We start from the raw sequence: 18,837 nt of genomic DNA, 5'->3' as shown, positions 1-18,837 counted from the left end.
GACGGCCTTACCCACCGGCAAGGTCGTCTGAATATCAATAAACAACCTAATCATCAATCTTTCTCACTTATCCATAATATACAACTAACACCATGCAAAAATTCATTTCCCTACTGCTCTTACTCCCCGCCTTGTCTGCGCACGCTGAAATTTCCCTCATCAAAAAAATGACACATGCCGAGTGTATGCAAGTCATTCGTGATTCATTGGATATGTATAACGATATGGAGTTTTGTGAAAAAAACACGAACGAGGAAACTCAACGTAACGGGATGCTGGCATGGAATATGGCTGGATTTGCCAACAGCAAATCAGCAATGGCCCCTATCTGCCCAACGGTCAAAAAAATGACCAAACAAGAGCAGACTGAAATGTTTTCCCGCTATCCTAAATCTCATGAACCCAAAGAGGTTGCAAAATTCTGCACCTCGGAAAACCGTAACCGCATCGCCAAGCTTTATCCAAAATACTATAAGCTGCTCGTAGAACATGAAGCCTTTGAAAAAAATAAGGAAGAAAACGAATAATCCAAGACACCATCGACCTTATTGACCACATCAAATGCGAAACCGGCCGCAAACTGCAACTGGCAAACCTGCTCAAAGAACAATGATATTAATTGACTTCTCTCTTACGAAACAAAATATTTAATATCAAATCAATAATTTTCAACTGGAGAATTATAAATATGGAATCATCTTTATCATCGATCTTTATTGTTCTTGCATTGTTATCTACCGGTTTCCTATCTGGTAAATTTCTTGCACCACCCCTTCGACAAGTCCTACTCAAACCCTTGTCCTTTATTGTCCTGCTGCTGCTCTTTTTCATGGGCTATGAGTTCGGCGGCGTCTTTACCGACCCGAATCTGGGCGCGGACATCGTCAAATATGCCCTGCTGCTCGCACTGATTATCAGCGCGTTTACCTTGATTGCGCTTTATCGCAAACCCGAAGCCTCGACTGCTCCCACTCCATCGGGCAGCTTTATCAAACCCTTTTACGGCTGTTTCAAAGCCTTTGCTTTTTTCGGTTTGGGTGTCGCGGCATTTGCCTTTTTCGGGCGACAGGTCGGCAATCTGCCCATCGACAGCACCCATATCCTCTATCTGCTGATTTTCATGGTTGGCATGGACTTGGTTCATTTCCAGCTTGGCGGATTCGGACGTAGGATTTTCCTGCTGCCGCTTCTGACCGTTGCTGCAACCGCCGCCGCGTGTTTCGTTTTTTCGCTATGTTCGCCCTATTCGTTTGCCCAAAGCCTGGTATTGTCGGGCGGTTTCGGCTGGTTCTCCCTTTCGGGTCCTATGGTTGGAAAAGCGGTATCGCCCGAAATGGGTGCGGCAGCGTTTATGACCGATTTTTTCCGCGAAATGATCAGCATCGTCTTCCTGTATTTCTACGGACGAAAGCAGCCTATGGCGGCAATCGGCATTTCCGGCGCAGCAGCAATGGACTCCGCCCTGCCCTTTGTAAAAGAAAACTGCCGCGCCGAATACATCAAATACGCCGTCGTCAGCGGCTTTATCCTGACCCTTGTCGCACCGTTTTTTCTGTCCGCCGCCATTGCCATGCTGCACTGACCCTACTATTTTTCCAAACAACTTTCAGACGACCTTTCCCCCCTAAAACCCAAAAGTCGTCTGAAACCGAACACCATTATGAAAACACTGGGAAAATTCCTACTGACCCTTGCCAGCCTCGCCTATCCGCTTCTATGGTATTACGGAAGGGAAAACGGTGCGTTTTTCTGGCTTGCTGCGGCCATGTGTGTGTTATGGCTGATACGCGCCGCCATGCCGCAAACCACAGCCCAACGCATTACGGCGATTATCCTTGCTGCTTTTTTTGCGGCGGTACTGGCTTTCAGACGGCCTGACTCGATGTATTGGTATCCAGTCGCCGTCAATGCGCTGATGCTTGCCATTTTCGGCGGCAGCCTGTTTGCCAAACAAACCGTTATCGAACGCCTCGCCCGACTGCAACACCCCGACCTGCCGCCCGAAGGTGTGCGCCACACTCGACGCGTTACGAAAATCTGGTGCGCGTTCTTTATCTTCAACGGCGCAACCGCCGCCATTTTGGCAAGCTTGCAATATTACGATTGGTGGGCGGCTTATACAGGCATCGTGTCGTATGTGTTAATGGGAATATTATTTGCCGGAGAGTGGATTTATCGGAAATTAGTTTTGAAGGTTTAAACCATTAAAAATATTTCATCAATTATCAGCCTTTTGTAGACGGACAAAACGGCAAAACCGATCGGTTACTCCATTGCTTCAAAAGAAGTGAAAGCCATTCATTGGAAGAGTGGCAGGCAAATGATTACGAATTGGTACGCCAAACGACAAACAAACAATACGATGAATGCTTGGCCCAATTCAAAGAAGATACCAAGGCAAATACATCAAAATTATAAAACCTTAGAACCATCATGCACCTAACCCAAATTCTATCCCCCGACCTGCCCCAACACGACCTTATCGCTGCCCATCCGAATTGGACGCGTGCTGATTTCAACCGTGCGGTTTTTCATCTGTCAGGCCGTCTGAAACAGGCAGGCGTGCAAACGGCCGCGCTGTGGTTTGACGATGCCGCGCTGTTTGCCTGTGCCGTGTTGGCAGTGTGGCATTCTGGCGGAAAGGTTTTATTGCTGCCCAATTTGGCGCAAGACAATTTGGAGTGGGGAAAAACGGCAGAAGCGTTTTTAACGGATTCAACAGATAAAAAGCTGTCTTCAGACGGCCTGAACATCTGGCACTTGCCTGATGTATTGACTCAAACAGAATCGGAAGGACTGAGCACCTATCCTGAAAACCATCTGATTCCCGACCATGCCGAAGCATGGCTGAAAACATCAGGTTCCAGCGGTGAAGCGCAAATTATTGTGAAAACCGCCGCGCAGATGCAGGCAGAAGCCCTGACTTTGGCAAATACGCTGCCATTTGGACAACACGGTGAAACCGTGATCGGCAGCGTGATTCCGCAACATCTTTACGGCTTCACATTTCGCTTCGCACTCGCGCTGACAATGGGTTGGACTATGGAACGACAGCAGGCGGTTTATCCGGAAAACCTGCTTTCCAGCACGGCCGCACACGATAAAGTGGTTTGGATTGCCAGCCCGGCCGTACTCAACCGCTTGGGCGAAAACCGCAACTGGCAAAGTATCGGCCATAAAATTGCAGGCATTGTCTCGGCCGGCGGCGCGCTTCCTTCTGCCACGGCGGATTTGCTGCAACAGGCTGCCGTCCGCCCGTTTGAAGTTTATGGCAGTACCGAAACCGGCGTGATTGCCTCACGTTGCGAACGCCAAGAATGGCAGCCTTTCGAAGGCGTGGAAATCGGGCAAAACGAAGAAGGCGCACTTTGGGCTTCTTCGCCTTGGTCGCCCGAACGCCGCCAAACCGCCGATTTGATCGAGCCGCAAGATGACGGTTTTCTGTTACTCGGTCGCCAAGACCGCATTATTAAATTTGAGGACAAACGCGTGTCGCTGACCCAAATCGAACACGAACTTTTACAACACCCTTGGATTGCCGACGCCCACTGCGGCCGTCATCCGCAACACCAACGCATTGCCATATGGGCGGCATTGAACGCAGACGGTATCGCCGCCTTGCGTGAGAAAGGCCACGCTGCGGTCGCAGATACGCTCAAACGCCATCTGGCCGCCACGCAGGACACCATCGCCCTGCCGCGTTACTGGCGTTTTACTGACAGCCTGCCGCGCAATGCCCAAGCCAAAATCGCCGCGGCAGATTTTCAGATGGCCTTTACCGTTGCCCAAACTTCTCCCGTTTGGTCGAAAACATCATCTGACGATAAAACCAATACCGAAACTTTTATCGGCCGCGTGCCTTTGGATTTGGTTTATTTCGGCGGCCATTTTGCCACCTTCCCGCTGGTTCCCGGCGTGGTCGAGCTGCAATGGGTGCGCAACCTAATCGCGCCCCAGCCATGGGGCAAACAGCGCGTCATCCGCATCGAAAATCTAAAATATCAGCAGTTTATCCGTCCTCACGATGAAGTGTCGGTAGAGCTGAAATTTGATGAAGGTAAAAACAAACTGAGCTTTAAAATCAACAACGGAGAGCATCCGTGTGCATCAGGACGGATTGTGTTTGAGGCCGTCTGAATATACCTATTAACTTTTTAGTGGAAAACCAACAATATGCAACTCTTCCCTGCCCTAGAACAACGCTATTCCCACGAACACCAGTCCGCAGGCGAGGCTCAACGTCTGGCTCAAGAAATCGCTTTTGCACCGATTGTGTTCCAAGTTTCTCGCCTGATGGTGAAATTTGGCATTCTGGATTTGCTGAACGACCATCCAGACGGCCTCACTCAAGCTGACATCGCCGAAAAAGCGAAAATCAGCAACTACGCGGCACAAGTCCTGCTGGAAGCCTCGCTGTCTATCGGCACTGTCTTGACTCGCGACAACCGCTATTTCATCAGCAAGGCCGGTTGGTTTGTCCTCAAAGACAAAATGGCCCGCGTCAACATGGATTTCACGCAAGAAATCTGCTACCAAGGCATGTTTGATTTGGAAAAAACCCTGCAAACCGGCAAGCCCGAAGGCCTGAAAGTATTCGGCGACTGGCCGACCATTTACGAAGGCTTGTCTTCATTGCCAAGCATCGCGCAGGAAAAATGGTTTGCATTCGACCATTATTATTCCGACAACTCCTTCGCAGAAGCACTCAACACCGTGTTCGCCAAACCGGTTAAAAAACTGCTCGATGTCGGCGGCAATACCGGCCGCTGGGCGGAACAATGCGTCAACCACAATGCCGAAGTCGAAGTAACCATCATGGATCTGCCGCAACAAATCGGCTTGATGCGCGAAGCGACCAAAGGCAAAAACGGTGCGGACCGTATCCACGCCCATCCGGCCAACCTGCTTGATCCTGAAATTCCGTTCCCAACCGGTTTTGACGCGATCTGGATGAGCCAATTCCTAGACTGTTTCACCGAGGAACAAGCTACCAGCATTCTTCAACGCGCCGCTGCATCTATGAGCGAAAACACCAGCCTCTACATCATGGAGCCTTTCTGGGACAGACAACGCTACGAAACCGCCGCCTACTGCCTGACCATGACCAGCCTGTATTTCACTGCCATGGCCAACGGCAACAGCAAAATCTTCCACTCTGAAGACCTAATCCGTTGCGTCGAAAAAGCCGGATTGAAAGTAGCGGAAGTTTCAGACGGCATCGGCCGCGGCCACAGCATCTTGCGCTGCGTTAAGGCCGTCTGAACATCATCTTTTAAACCCTAAAAATAAACCGACCCCAACAACCATTTCGGCTATCGGGGTCGGTTTGTTTTTAGGTATCAGCCTTAAAACATCAACCGCGCAACATCCATACTGCGCACACTAACGCAATCGCCACCGACAAAGCGGCAAGCAGTTGTCCCACTCCGGCCAACTTAGGCTGCTTGGCATCGATGGTTTTAAAGCCGCTCATCATTGGCGTAATCAAATCCTGTTTTTTCACAAAGCGATACAGCAAAACAGCCGCGATATGTACACCCGCCAAAACAGCTAAAACATTAAAGAAATTGACATGGATTTTTCGCGCCAGCGTACCGGCGTGTTCGCTGACCAAATGATTTAAAAAGCCGGAATTGGTAAACGTATTTTCATCGGCGGCAAATAAACCTGTAGCCGTCTGAAAAACCAAGGCGGCCAATAAAGCGATGACCATCAGCGCGCCCAAAGGATTGTGGCCGACCAATTCGTCTTCAGACATTCGGCCTTGCGTGTAGCGGCGGATTTCGGAAAACGGGCGCACAAATTGGCTGAATTTTGCCGTATCGCTACCCCAAATCCCCCAGCACAAACGAAAAGCCACCAACGCTAGCATCAACAAGCCGCCGCGCAAGTGCCATATCAGCATATCGCCGCCTTGGGTTGCGCTGTACCACATGAATCCCATCAATAACACCAAGAGCCAATGGAACAGGCGCGTAGGTGCATCCCAAACTTTTATTTTTTGCTTCATTACCTTTTACTTTCTGATTTAAAATTAAATTTCTTATCTTGGAAGGTTACGCCATGCAGCCCATCTACACGCTTCCCGAATCGCTTCAAGCTTTTCAGACGGCCTTAGCATTTCCCGACGTATTCCACCCCCGCGCACAAGAATCGCACAAAGGCACATACGGCACGCTTGCCATTATCGGCGGCGCAACGGGAATGAGCGGTGCAGTGGTTTTGGCAGCTACAGCCGCCATGTATCAAGGATGCGGCAAGGTTTGGGCAGGCTTCAACCAAGCCATGCTGCCTTTTGCCATTATTCCCGAACGCCCTGAAATTATGCTCGCTACTGCGACCCAATTGATGGAGCGCAACGATGTCAGCGCACGCGTAATCGGTTGCGGCTTTGGTTTGGACGGATTATCAGAGCATCTGCTGCCCCAAATACTGTCTACACACCACGACCGGCCTTTATTGCTCGATGCCGATGCTTTAACACTGCTTGCCCGTTCTCCCGAATTGGCCGAACGCCTCAAATTGTACAAACATATCATCTTGACACCTCATCCGGCCGAAGCCGCCCGCTTACTCGGCACCGATACCCAATCAGTTCAAGCCGACAGGCAAAAAGCCGTAACCGAAATCAGCCAAAAATATGGCGCGACTGTCGTATTGAAAGGCCATCATACATTAGTTGCCGCAACTGACGGCATGACCTATACCAACACCAGCGGCAATGCCGGTTTGGCCACCGCCGGCAGCGGCGATGTCTTGAGCGGCATTATCGGCAGCCTACTGGCACAAGGCATTCCGACATTCCAAGCCGCCTGCGCCGGCGTATGGCTGCACGGAGCGGCAGCCGATGTTATCAAACACAGCGGCAAAATCGAAACCGGTATGCTCGCCGGAGAAATCGCACCTGCCGCCCGATGGCTGCGCAATATTTTATCAAAAGAATAATGCCGTCTATATCATAAATACAAATTGCAGGCCGTCTGAAAATCAATCTCTATTTTCAGACGGCCTGGTTTATTTTTAAGTCATTTTGCAAATTAAGGTTAAGGCGTGTATCCTTGATTTCCCTTAAAAACAACTTCACAACATATTATCATGAGTATCTTCAATAAAATCAGCAACTTTATTGGAAAAACATTTTCCCTTTGGGCTGCGCTCTTTGCCGGTATCGCTTTTTTCTCACCCGATACCTTCAAATGGGTCGGCCCTTACATTCCTTGGCTTCTGGGCATCATCATGTTCGGCATGGGCTTGACCCTCAAACCTTCCGACTTTGACATTTTGTTCAAACACCCCAAAGCCGTCATTATCGGCGTGATTGCCCAATTTGCCATCATGCCTGCAACTGCCTATCTGCTGGCGAAACTGTTGGACCTGCCTGCCGAAATCGCGGTTGGTGTGATTTTGGTCGGCTGCTGCCCGGGCGGTACGGCTTCCAATGTAATGACTTATCTGGCGCGCGGAAATGTGGCTTTGTCGGTTGCCGTTACATCGGTTTCTACTCTGATTTCCCCATTGCTGACCCCTGCTATCTTCCTGATACTTGCCGGTGAAATGCTGGAAATCCAAGCGGGCAGTATGTTGATGTCCATCGTCAAAATGGTTTTGTTCCCCATCGTTTTGGGCTTGATTGTCCATAAAGTCTTGGGCAACAAAACTGAAAAACTGACCGACGCGCTGCCGCTGGTTTCCGTTGCCGCCATCGTGCTGATTATCGGCGCGGTAGTCGGCGCCAGCAAAGGCAAGATTATTGAAAGCGGCCTGCTGATTTTCGCGGTTGTCGTACTCCACAACGGCATCGGTTATCTGCTCGGCTTCTTTGCCGCCAAATGGACCGGCCTGCCTTATGATGCACAAAAAACGCTGGCCATCGAAGTCGGTATGCAAAACTCAGGCTTAGGCGCCGCGCTTGCCGCCGCACACTTTGCCGCCGCGCCGGTTGTTGCCGTTCCCAGCGCGTTGTTCAGCGTGTGGCACAATATCTCCGGCTCACTCCTGGCAACTTATTGGGCAGCCAAAGCCGATAAAAATAAAGAATCCTAAACGTCTTTAATCATAAGGCCGTCTGAACAGGGATAAACGAAATCAACGATTTCTGCCTTACCTGTTCAGACGGCCTTTATTTTGAAATCAAGCAGGATTATTGTTTCACTGCTTCGATTTGGATATTGATGTTAACTTTTTTGCTCATACCGGCACTCACCAAATAATCCAAGCCCCATTTGGTACGGTCGATGGTGGTGCTGAAGTCGCCGCCACACACTTCTGCTTTTGCCATCGGGCTTTGGTAGCAGTTGAATTTGTCAGCTTTGAGTTTCACCGGCGCAGTTTTGCCGTTCATGGTCAGATTGCCGTCAACGGAAAGCAGTTTTTTGCCGTTGAAATTGAATTTGGTGGATACAAAACGGATTTCAGGGTATTTGTCTGCATTGAAAATATCGGCAGATTTCAAATGTTGAGTAAAGCGATCTGAACCGGTTTGCAGTTTGGACAAAGGCAATACGATATCGATTGAGCCTTGGCGTTTGGCACGGTCAAATTCCAAATTACCGGTCAAACCATAAATACCGCCGACGTTGGTGCTGGTGTTGAAATGGTCGATGGCAAAGCGGGCATTGGCATGGAATTCGTCCACTTTATAAACAGCGGCAGACGCAGCAGAAGCCAATATGGCCGAACACAATGCAAACATGATTTTTTTCATCGTCTTATCCTTAGAAATGTGAGAAGTTCCCTATCATATCACTTTTTGACACCAACATCTTTTGCAACTGGGAAAGACAGCGTTTCATCCAAGAAAACTTCAGGCCGTCTGAAAGAATGAGCAGCAAATTCAGGTGAAGCAAATACAGTTTAGTTTTATTACAAAATAGCGTGCTTCATCGCTCGTAATTGGTATAAAATAGCCAGTTATTTCTACAACGGGCCGCCAACCAACCAGCCTATTTCAGACGGCCTCAGCATAAAACAAAGGAACAAAAATGCCTGAATACCGCTCCAAAACCTCTACCCACGGCCGCAATATGGCAGGTGCGCGCGCATTGTGGCGTGCGACCGGCGTAATGGAAACCGACTTCGGCAAACCGATTATCGCCATTGCCAACTCCTTCACCCAATTCGTCCCAGGCCATGTGCACCTGCACAATATGGGCCAACTGGTTGCCCGTGAAATCGAAAAAGCCGGCGGCATTGCCAAAGAATTCAACACCATTGCCATTGACGACGGTATCGCCATGGGCCACAGCGGTATGCTCTACTCCCTGCCCAGCCGCGACCTGATTGCCGACTCTATCGAATACATGGTGAATGCCCACTGCGCCGACGCGCTGGTGTGCATTTCCAACTGCGACAAAATTACCCCGGGCATGCTGATTGCCGCCATGCGCCTGAACATTCCGACCATCTTCGTTTCCGGCGGCCCTATGGAAGCCGGTAAAGTTATCGGAGTTGCAAACATTCAACCCGAACGCCGTTTGGACTTGATTGACGCCATGATCGAATCGGCTGACGACAATATCAGCGACAAGCAAGTCGAAGAAGTCGAACAAAACGCCTGCCCGACTTGCGGCTCCTGCTCAGGCATGTTTACCGCTAACTCCATGAACTGCCTGACCGAAGCACTCGGCCTTTCCCTGCCGGGCAATGGTTCATACTTGGCGACCCACGCAGGCCGCAAAGAATTGTTCCTCGAAGCCGGCCGCATGATTGTCGAAATCACCAAACGCTACTACGAACAAGACGACGAAACCGTGTTGCCGCGCAGCATTGCCACCAAAAAAGCGTTTGAAAACGCCATGACCATGGACATTGCCATGGGCGGCTCTACCAATACCATTTTGCACCTGTTGGCCGTTGCCAACGAAGCCGGTGTCGATTTCAAAATGGCAGACATCGACCGCCTGAGCCGCGTTGTACCTTGCATCTGCAAAACCGCGCCAAACAACCACGACTACTACATGGAAGACGTGCATCGCGCAGGCGGCATCTTCGCTATCCTGAAAGAATTGGACAAAGCAGGCAAACTGCACACCGACGTGTACACCATCCACGCGCCGACACTGAAAGATGCGATTGAAAAATGGGACGTGACCAACCCTGAAAACACCCATGCCATCGAGCGTTTCAAAGCGGCTCCCGGCGGCGTGCGCACTACTCAGGCGTTCTCGCAAAACCGTATGTGGAAAACCCTAGACCTCGACCGCGAAAAAGGCTGTATCCGCGATGTCGAACATGCCTACTCGCAAGACGGCGGCTTGGCAGTATTGTTCGGCAACATTGCCGAGCGCGGTTGCGTAGTGAAAACCGCAGGCGTGGACGAGAGCATCCTCAAATTTACCGGCCGCGCCCGCGTATTTGAAAGCCAAGAAGATGCAGTAGAAGGCATTTTGGGCAACCAAATCGTGGCAGGCGATATCGTCATCATCCGCTACGAAGGCCCTAAAGGCGGCCCGGGCATGCAAGAAATGCTGTACCCGACTTCTTACCTGAAATCCAAAGGTTTGGGCAAAGCCTGTGCCCTCCTGACCGACGGTCGCTTCTCCGGCGGTACTTCCGGTCTGTCCATCGGCCACGCTTCGCCTGAAGCGGCAGAAGGCGGCGCCATCGGTTTGGTACACGAAGGCGACACCATCGAAATCGATATTCCAAACCGCAGCATCCACCTTGTCATTTCCGATGAAGAGCTTGCCGCACGCCGTGCCGAAATGGAAGCACGCGGCAGTAAAGCGTGGAAACCGGAAAACCGCGACCGCCACGTCTCCGCAGCCCTGCGTGCCTACGGCGCGATGGCGACTTCCGCCGACAAAGGCGCAGTACGCGACGTATCGCAAATCGAACGTTAATTAACCTGACTTAAGGCCGTCTGAACGCTTTCAAGTGTTTCAGACGGCCTTCATTCAAACGGACAAATATGGACAAATTCATTTTAGCGATGATTGGCATGGCCATTGCCCTCTTGATTATTATTGGCGGCGGATTTATCGCTGTCGAATATTTCAAATCCCATCCTGAAGCATTCCAAGTCAAGCCGCTATCAAAATAATCATTTAACGGCATGAGTTTCAAGGGGGAAAGAGCCGTAGCTCAAGGCCGTCTGAACGCAGTACATATAATGAAACACATTCTTTACTGGCTGGGTGGTTTTGCCGTCACCCTCGGCATATTCCAATACTACGAAACCCATCGCTATTCCGAAGACCAGCTCATCTATGCCCAACCGCCACAAAATCGTTCTGCCGTTGCCGATTTTGACGCTTTGGCGTATTTAAACTTCCTCCGCGCCTCAGCCAATCTGCCCGCACTGGCGCACTCAGCCACACTCGAACGTGCCGCGCGCAATCATGCCCGCTATCTGCTGCAAAACCCTGACGACGGACATGACGAACACAATACACACAATCCCTTTTATACAGGCCCACGCCCATCAGACCGCACGCGCAAAGCCGGTTATGCCTATAAAGGCGTGCACGAAAACGTCAGCACCGGCCAGCATCCGCCAAACGAAAAAATCAACAGCCATCTACCTGCCCAACATCAGCTGGATAATCTGATGACGGCGATTTACCACCGTCTCTCCTTACTCGATCAAAATATCGACGAGGCCGGAGCCGCATTTGAATCGCAAGGCAAACAAATCGCGCTGAGCATCAATCAGGGCGACAGCAGATTCAACAGCCTCTGCCAAAAAAACCGCCCCCTCTCCGACCTCAGCCGCTCGTTTTATCAAGATGCCTGTCATGGCCATTCCATTGTTTATGCGGATGAAATCTCCAACCGCAAATTCCGGCCTTACATCACCTATCCGCAAGGCAACTTCGCTTTACCGGTTTTCCATGGCGAACGTCCCGACCCTATGCCTCATTATGAAATGACCGGCAATCCGGTCAGCATCGCGTTCTCAGAACAATCGCCTCCGGTCAAAATGCGTTCGTTCAAACTGTATCAGGACACAAAAGAAATCAGAGACGTCAAAATATTAGATAAAGATAATGACCCAAACCGCCTCCTGACCGAACGTCAATTTGCGCTGTTTCCTTTGCAGCCATTGGAATACGACACCAACTACCGTGCCGCGTTCGAATACCGTCAAAACGGAAAAGACAAAACGGCCGAATGGACATTCAGCACGCAAAAACCCGATTACCCTTACTTCATCGTCAAAGGCGGCGAAACGCTGGCCATCGAATCCGGACAAAAATATTTTATCCATTGGCAAGATTTTTGGTGCTTGAAACAATGCGAACGCTACAACTACCGCATGAACCGCGACACCCAACTCGACATTATCGAGCGGCAGGCCGGCGGCATCATTATCCGTGTCAACGGAAGCAAAGGCAGCAGCATCCGCTTAATGCCCGAAGGCGAAGACAGGCGCGCCATTACACTTTATTTATGGAAATAAAGCCGTTTTCAGACGGCATGAAGCACCAAAAAGCTGATAAAATACCGCCTCACTACCCTAGGGCAAGCTATCCAATATGACCAAACATCCGCAAACAGCAGCCAATACTCGCTATGCCTTTGCCAGCATTGCCGCCATGTTGGCCGCGTTTTTACTGTTCGTTGCCGTGATGTTGTTGCCTTTGGGGCTGACGGCGGACACCCAAGTGAGCCTGATACGGTTTTCACTCTACGCAATCGTGCTGTTTGCCGTACTTGGCGGTATTTTTTCTGTACGTGTTGCCTATTTGCGTAAAAAGAACGGAGCATGACATGACCCAAGCCGATAAAATTCCACAAGAAATCCGCCTCCAGCAAGAGCGGCGCGTACTGACTTTGGTCTATGCTGACGGTGCCAAGAGCCTTCCTGCCGAATACCTGCGCGTGTACTCGCCCAGCGCGGAAGTGCGTGGACACGGTGCCGGTCAAGATGTATTGCAAACAGGCAAAGCCGAAGTCAGCATTACCGATTTAGACCCCGTCGGCCAATACGCATTGAAAATTACTTTTTCAGACGGCCACGACAGCGGCCTTTACGATTGGGACTATCTCTACCGACTGGCGCACAATCAAGACGCGCTCTGGCAAGACTATCTCGACCGCCTCGAAAAAGCCGGCGCGTCCAGAACACCAAGTGCCGAAGACTTAAAACCCAAACACACGCATTCCTGCGGTAGTGGTGGTTGCGGCGGAAAGGTCGTCTGAAAAAAGGCGAGACCGTAACATTCAACGATGGCAGAATCATTGACGGCAAAGCATTCCTCTCCCCGCCCAAAAAAGGACGGGTAGTGGCCATTTTCGGCGATACCCAAGCCCGTCCGCAAGCAGTACGCGCCGCACAAAACGCAGACGTTTTGGTGCATAAAGCAACCTTTGCGACAGGCAATGAAGAGACAGCGGAACGAGTATTCCATTCGACCGTATCCGATGCCGCCAAGCTGGCCTTGCAAGCCAATGTGAAACAACTTTACCTGATCCACATCAGCGCACGTTATACCGAAGAAGAACAACGCCTGATGCTGGAGCGGCAGGCACAAACTATATTTCCCGCGTCGAAAGTGGTTGGCGATTTCGACGTATTCGATATCTGAATCCGTATTATTTTAAGAAGGCAGACACTATGAGCGACCACAAAACCCATTTCGGCTTCTCTACCGTTGACGAAGACGAAAAAGCAGGCAAAGTTGCCGAAGTCTTCCACTCCGTGGCAAAAAACTACGACATTATGAATGACGTAATGTCCGGCGGTCTGCACCGTGTTTGGAAACATTTCACCATCAATACCGCCCGCCTGAAAAAAGGCGACAAAGTATTGGACATCGCCGGCGGCACAGGCGATTTGTCCCGAGGCTGGGCAAAACGCGTGGGCAAAGAAGGCGAAGTTTGGCTGACAGACATCAATTCCTCCATGCTGACGGTCGGCCGCGACCGCCTGCTCAACGAAGGCATGATTCTGCCCGTATCGTTGGCAGACGCTGAAAAATTGCCATTCCCCGACAACTATTTCAATCTGGTTTCCGTCGCGTTCGGCCTGCGCAACATGACGCACAAAGATGCCGCGCTGAAAGAAATGTACCGAGTATTGAAACCGGGCGGCACCCTGCTGGTGTTGGAATTCTCCAAAGTGTACAAACCTTTGGAAGGCGTGTACGACCTCTACTCTTTCAAACTATTGCCGATTATGGGCAAACTGATTGCCAAAGATGCCGACAGCTACCAATACCTCGCCGAGTCTATCCGTATGCACCCCGACCAAGAAACCTTAAAGCAAATGATGCTGGATGCAGGCTTTGACAGCGTGGATTACCACAACATGAGCGCAGGCATCGTTGCACTGCATAAAGGCGTGAAATTCTAAGACCGTCTGAAACAAACACAAAGGGCGTGATTGATATACACGCCCTTTGTTTTTAAACCTTACCCAAGCCAAGCTAATACAAACCAAAGGCCGTCTGAACAGCCGTAAAACGAAATCAAGGATTTCGGTTACACCATTCAGACGGCCTTAATACGTTTAAATCAGCTTATGTCCCTGCTTTCACGCTTTGCCATTGACGGACCATAAATTTCAATGCCGCCGGCTGGATAGGTACCATGATAAAGCTGTTTTTCAAATCCTCCTCGGTTGGGAAAATCGTATTGTCGTTTCTAAACTCTTCATCCATCAGCTCCTGAGCCGGTTTGCTGGATGGCGCATAAGTAACAAAATTGCCGTTTTTCGCCGCAACTTCAGGATCTAAGAAATCATTGATATACGCATGGGCATTGGCCACATGTTTAGCATCTTTCGGAATCACAAACGAGTCTACCCAAATTCCCACGCCCTCTTTCGGCATCATCACACGGATTTTTTCTTTGCCGCCTGCTTCTTCGGCACGGCGTTTGGCAATATTCAAATCGCCGCCGAAGCCAATCGTTACGCAAGTATCGCCGCGCGCCAAATCATCGATAAAACCGGACGAGGTAAAACGCTTGATGTACGGACGGTTTTTCTTCAAGACTTCTGTAGCCGCCTTAATATCCGCCGTTTCGCTGCTGTTTGGATTTTTACCCATATAGTTCAATACCATAGGATAAATCTCCGCTGCGCTGTCCAAATAGCTGATGCCGCATTGCTTGAGTTTGGACGTGTATTCGGGGTTAAACACCAAATCCCATTGATTGTCCGGCAGCTGATCCGTGCCCAAAGCCTTTTTCACACGCTCGGTATTGATAGCGAAGGTGTTAGTACCCCAATAAAACGGAACGGCATATTCGTGGTTCGGATCAACGCCTTCCATCAGTTTCATCAACTGAGGATTCAAGTTTTTATAGTTGGGAATCAGGGATTTGTCGATTTTCTGATACGCACCTGCCTTAATCTGCCTACCGACAAACGCATTGGAAGGACCTACGATGTCGTAACCCGACTTGCCGGTCAACACCTTGCTCTCCAGCGTTTCATCGCTGTCATATACATCGTAAGTTACTGCGATACCGTGTTTTTTCTCAAACGCGGCAACCGTCTCGGGATCAACATATTCCGACCAGTTGTAAATGCTCAATACCTTTTGATTATCGGTTTGAGCCGCCTTGTCGGCAGAAGTTTTGTCCGAGCCGCCGCAGCCGGCCAGTGCCAGCGCAGTCAGTACGATAAGGGGCAGATGTTTGGTCATTATCATTCCTTGCGTATCCGGTTGAAAATAGAGAGGCATTATAAAGCAGGCAAGCCCGAGCGGATAGGCTTCATTGTTAAAAGATATCGTCCCGCTTAAGGCCGTCTGAAAGACAGATTGCAATCAACTTAAAACCTTTCTGCCGATAGCTTGAAATATGGTTTTGCGGTAAGATAACGCCCATTCGTTTTTAATCTCAACGCGCCGTCCGGGCCGTCTGAAATCTTTGTACAAAATTTTATCGAGACATTATGAAAACCACCGAACTACGCCAAAAATTCCTGAAATTTTTCGAATCTAAAGGCCACACCATCGTCCGCTCTTCCTCGCTCGTGCCACACGACGACCCGACCCTGCTGTTTACCAACGCAGGCATGAACCAATTTAAAGACGTATTCCTCGGCTTTGACAAACGCCCCTACAACCGCGCCACTACCGCGCAAAAATGCGTACGCGCAGGCGGCAAACACAACGACTTGGAAAACGTCGGCTACACCGCCCGCCACCACACCTTCTTTGAAATGATGGGTAACTTCTCCTTCGGCGACTACTTCAAACGCGACGCGATCCACTTCGCTTGGGAATTCCTGACTTCTCCCGAATGGTTGAATATCCCTAAAGAAAAACTCTTGGCGACCGTTTACGCAGAAGACGACGAAGCCTACAACATTTGGTTGAACGAAATCGGCATGCCTGCCGAGCGCATCGTCCGTATCGGCGACAACAAAGGCGCGAAATACGCATCCGACAACTTCTGGCAAATGGGCGACACCGGCCCTTGCGGCCCTTGCTCCGAAATTTTCTACGACCACGGCGAAGAAATCTGGGGCGGCATTCCGGGCAGCCCTGAAGAAGACGGCGACCGCTGGATCGAAATTTGGAACTGCGTATTCATGCAGTTCAACCGCGACGAACAAGGCAATATGAATCCGCTGCCTAAGCCTTCCGTCGATACCGGCATGGGCTTGGAGCGTATGGCCGCCGTCATGCAGCATGTTCACAGCAACTACGAAATCGACTTGTTCCAAGACCTGCTCAAAGCCGTTGCCCGCGAAACCGGCGCGCCATTCAGCATGGAAGAACCCAGCCTGAAAGTCATCGCCGACCACATCCGCTCCTGCTCCTTCCTGATTGCAGACGGCGTATTGCCTTCCAACGAAGGCCGCGGCTACGTATTGCGCCGCATTATCCGCCGCGCTGTACGCCACGGTTACAAACTCGGTCAGAAACAGGCGTTTTTCTACAAACTTGTGCCCGATTTAGTCAAAGTAATGGGTGATGCGTATCCTGAGTTGAAAGAGAAACAGACACAGATTATGGAAGCCTTGCGCGCGGAAGAAAGCCGCTTCGGCGAAACGCTGGAAAAAGGCATGGGCTTGTTCAACCAAGTGCTCAACGGCATGAAATTCCTGAAACTGGAAAGCCTGCTGCCGCAAGACGGTGTGGGCAAACCACTGACATTGAAAACTGCAGATGGTGTGGAATTTACCGCCGCTTCCCGTGTTACTCCGGGCAAAAAGCAAATCGTTATCCGTCCTCGAGTTTCAGGCAGCCTGAACGAAGGCATGTATATCGATTTGCAGGCTGCTTTGGAAACCGCCCATATTCCCGACGCGGAAAAACCGTTTGCCGAAGCCTTGAACACCTACTTGATGGACAACATCGCCAACAGCAAACTCGTTATCGGCGGCGAACACATCTTCAAACTCTACGACACCTACGGTTTCCCCTACGACCTAACCGCCGACATGGCGCGCGAACTGGGCATCGACTTGGACGAAGCAGGCTTCGAGCGTGAGATGGAAGCCCAACGCGCACGCGCACGCGCCGCACAAAGCTTCAAAGCCAACGCCCAACTGCCTTACGAAGGTCAGGACACCGAGTTTAAAGGTTATAGCGAACGCCAAACCGAATCCAAAGTCCTCGCCCTCTACAAAGACGGCGAACAAGTCAACGAATTGAACGAAGGCGACGAAGGCGCCATCGTTATCGACTTTACCCCGTTCTATGCAGAATCCGGCGGCCAAGTCGGCGACGTCGGCTATATCTTCGCAGGCGAAAACCGCTTCGAAGTACGCGATACCCAAAAAATCAAAGCGGCCGTATTCGGTCAATTCGGCGTACAAACTTCAGGCCGTCTGAAAGTCGGCGACAGCGTTACCGCCAAAGTGGATGACGAAATCCGCAATGCCAATATGCGCAACCACAGCGCCACCCACTTGATGCACAAAGCCCTGCGCGATGTATTGGGCGAACACGTTGAACAAAAAGGCTCTTTGGTTACCGCCGAATCCACCCGTTTCGACATTTCCCATCCTCAAGCGGTAACTGCCGAAGAAATCGCCGAAGTAGAACGCCGCGTCAACGAAGCCATTTTGGCCAACGTTGCCGTCAACGCAGCCATTATGAGCATGGAAGATGCCCAAAAAACCGGCGCCATGATGCTCTTCGGCGAAAAATACGGCGACGAAGTGCGCGTACTGCAAATGGGCGGTTTCTCTACCGAATTGTGCGGCGGTACACACGTTTCACGCACCGGCGACATCGGCCTCTTCAAAATCATCAGTGAAGGCGGTATTGCCGCAGGCGTGCGCCGTATCGAAGCCATCACCGGCCTGAACGCACTCAAATGGGCGCAAGATCAAGAGCGTTTGGTTAAAGACATTATTGCCGAAACCAAAGCCCAAACCGAAAAAGACGTACTGGCGAAAATCCAAGCAGGCGCAGCACACGCCAAAGCATTGGAAAAAGAATTGGCACGCGCCAAAGCTGAACTCGCCGTCCACGCAGGTGCCAAACTCTTGGACAACGCAAAAGACCTAGGTCCAGCCAAACTCGTTGCTGCCCAAATCGAAGCCGATGCCGCAACCCTGCGCGAAATCGTGACTGACTTGACCGGCAAATCAGAACAAGCCATCGTATTGCTCGCCGCAGTCAACGATAGCAAAGTCTCCCTGTGCGCCGGCGTATCCAAACCGTTGACTGGCAAAGTCAAAGCAGGCGATCTGGTTAAATTTGCAGCCGAACAAGTCGGCGGCAAAGGCGGCGGCCGTCCTGACTTAGCGCAAGCCGGCGGTACAGATGCCGACAAATTGCCTGAAATGCTGGTAAGCGTGGAAGGTTGGGTTAAAGAGAAGCTGTAATGTAGGAAAGTTCAGGCTGCCTGAAAGTGGGTTTTCAGGCAGCCTGTTTGAATAAATTAAGACAAGGAAACATCATATGAACAGCAGACACAGATATAGCA

General features: G+C 50.7%; 18 protein-coding genes. 15 read left to right on the top strand and 3 right to left on the bottom strand.

The window, feature by feature from the left end; translation table 11 throughout:
- Positions 1-92 precede the first annotated feature (92 nt).
- The 5 genes from HMPREF3139_RS09470 to HMPREF3139_RS09445 all read left to right on the top strand — a co-directional run bounded on the left by HMPREF3139_RS09470 (position 93) and on the right by HMPREF3139_RS09445 (position 5,262).
- Complete coding sequence (locus HMPREF3139_RS09470) at positions 93-527, top strand: hypothetical protein (protein ID WP_070461759.1); 435 nt, start codon at positions 93-95, stop codon at positions 525-527.
- Positions 528-796: 269 nt separating this feature from the next.
- A complete protein-coding gene (locus HMPREF3139_RS09460) occupies positions 797-1,582 on the top strand; it encodes a LysO family transporter (protein ID WP_070461758.1) in 786 nt (261 codons plus the stop codon).
- A 78-nt stretch (positions 1,583-1,660) separates the two neighbouring features.
- Entirely contained in the window at positions 1,661-2,200 is a 540-nt protein-coding gene (locus HMPREF3139_RS09455) for a COG4648 family protein (protein ID WP_070461757.1), read from the top strand.
- 233 nt (positions 2,201-2,433) lie between these two features.
- The gene (locus tag HMPREF3139_RS09450) at positions 2,434-4,137 is read left to right on the top strand and encodes an ApeI family dehydratase (protein WP_070461756.1); all 1,704 of its coding nucleotides are present in this window, start codon (positions 2,434-2,436) and stop codon (positions 4,135-4,137) included.
- Between the two features lie 36 nt (positions 4,138-4,173).
- Positions 4,174-5,262, top strand: a complete 1,089-nt coding sequence (locus HMPREF3139_RS09445; RefSeq protein ID WP_070461755.1) for a FlxJ family methyltransferase — start codon at positions 4,174-4,176, stop codon at positions 5,260-5,262.
- A gap of 91 nt (positions 5,263-5,353) precedes the next feature.
- Here the strand turns inward: HMPREF3139_RS09445 and HMPREF3139_RS09440 are convergent, their stop codons facing one another.
- Positions 5,354-6,010 (bottom strand): cytochrome b/b6 domain-containing protein, encoded by a 657-nt coding sequence (locus HMPREF3139_RS09440; protein WP_070461754.1) that lies wholly within the window; start codon positions 6,008-6,010, stop codon positions 5,354-5,356.
- A 53-nt stretch (positions 6,011-6,063) separates the two neighbouring features.
- On the opposite strand from HMPREF3139_RS09440, the gene HMPREF3139_RS09435 reads away from it, so the two are divergent.
- Together HMPREF3139_RS09435 and HMPREF3139_RS09430 are read left to right on the top strand one after the other, a co-directional pair.
- Positions 6,064-6,945, top strand: a complete 882-nt coding sequence (locus HMPREF3139_RS09435) for an NAD(P)H-hydrate dehydratase (RefSeq protein ID WP_070461753.1) — start codon at positions 6,064-6,066, stop codon at positions 6,943-6,945.
- A 150-nt stretch (positions 6,946-7,095) separates the two neighbouring features.
- A complete protein-coding gene (locus HMPREF3139_RS09430) occupies positions 7,096-8,043 on the top strand; it encodes a bile acid:sodium symporter family protein (protein ID WP_070461752.1) in 948 nt (315 codons plus the stop codon).
- Positions 8,044-8,140: 97 nt separating this feature from the next.
- On the opposite strand, the gene HMPREF3139_RS09425 is transcribed toward HMPREF3139_RS09430, so the two are convergent.
- Complete coding sequence (locus HMPREF3139_RS09425) at positions 8,141-8,704, bottom strand: YceI family protein (RefSeq protein ID WP_070461751.1); 564 nt, start codon at positions 8,702-8,704, stop codon at positions 8,141-8,143.
- A 277-nt stretch (positions 8,705-8,981) separates the two neighbouring features.
- On the opposite strand from HMPREF3139_RS09425, the gene ilvD reads away from it, so the two are divergent.
- The 7 genes from ilvD to ubiE all read left to right on the top strand — a co-directional run bounded on the left by ilvD (position 8,982) and on the right by ubiE (position 14,296).
- Entirely contained in the window at positions 8,982-10,841 is a 1,860-nt protein-coding gene (gene ilvD, locus HMPREF3139_RS09420) for a dihydroxy-acid dehydratase (protein WP_070461750.1), read from the top strand.
- A 68-nt stretch (positions 10,842-10,909) separates the two neighbouring features.
- A complete protein-coding gene (locus HMPREF3139_RS11330) occupies positions 10,910-11,041 on the top strand; it encodes a hypothetical protein (RefSeq protein ID WP_256388404.1) in 132 nt (43 codons plus the stop codon).
- Between the two features lie 69 nt (positions 11,042-11,110).
- Positions 11,111-12,400: a CAP domain-containing protein gene (locus HMPREF3139_RS09415; protein ID WP_070461749.1), complete on the top strand. Its 1,290-nt coding sequence runs from the start codon at positions 11,111-11,113 to the stop codon at positions 12,398-12,400.
- 76 nt (positions 12,401-12,476) lie between these two features.
- Complete coding sequence (locus HMPREF3139_RS09410; protein ID WP_003679719.1) at positions 12,477-12,710, top strand: hypothetical protein; 234 nt, start codon at positions 12,477-12,479, stop codon at positions 12,708-12,710.
- Between the two features lies 1 nt (position 12,711).
- Complete coding sequence (locus HMPREF3139_RS09405; protein WP_070461748.1) at positions 12,712-13,143, top strand: gamma-butyrobetaine hydroxylase family protein; 432 nt, start codon at positions 12,712-12,714, stop codon at positions 13,141-13,143.
- Positions 13,122-13,529: an MBL fold metallo-hydrolase gene (locus tag HMPREF3139_RS09400; RefSeq protein WP_283127021.1), complete on the top strand. Its 408-nt coding sequence runs from the start codon at positions 13,122-13,124 to the stop codon at positions 13,527-13,529. The genes HMPREF3139_RS09405 and HMPREF3139_RS09400 overlap by 22 nt, the downstream gene beginning before the upstream one ends.
- A gap of 29 nt (positions 13,530-13,558) precedes the next feature.
- Positions 13,559-14,296, top strand: coding sequence for a bifunctional demethylmenaquinone methyltransferase/2-methoxy-6-polyprenyl-1,4-benzoquinol methylase UbiE (gene ubiE / locus HMPREF3139_RS09395; RefSeq protein WP_004519946.1), 738 nt, complete (start codon positions 13,559-13,561; stop codon positions 14,294-14,296).
- A 166-nt stretch (positions 14,297-14,462) separates the two neighbouring features.
- Here the strand turns inward: ubiE and HMPREF3139_RS09390 are convergent, their stop codons facing one another.
- Entirely contained in the window at positions 14,463-15,593 is a 1,131-nt protein-coding gene (locus tag HMPREF3139_RS09390) for a polyamine ABC transporter substrate-binding protein (protein ID WP_070461746.1), read from the bottom strand.
- Positions 15,594-15,844: 251 nt separating this feature from the next.
- Here HMPREF3139_RS09390 and alaS point away from each other — a divergent pair, with 251 nt between their 5' ends.
- The gene (alaS, locus tag HMPREF3139_RS09385) at positions 15,845-18,736 is read left to right on the top strand and encodes an alanine--tRNA ligase (protein ID WP_070461745.1); all 2,892 of its coding nucleotides are present in this window, start codon (positions 15,845-15,847) and stop codon (positions 18,734-18,736) included.
- Positions 18,737-18,837 lie beyond the last annotated feature (101 nt).

It is taken from the genome of Neisseria sp. HMSC15G01, assembly GCF_001808255.1.
Lineage (GTDB): Bacteria > Pseudomonadota > Gammaproteobacteria > Burkholderiales > Neisseriaceae > Neisseria > Neisseria subflava_A.
This window is presented reverse-complemented; position numbering and strand designations above follow the sequence as displayed.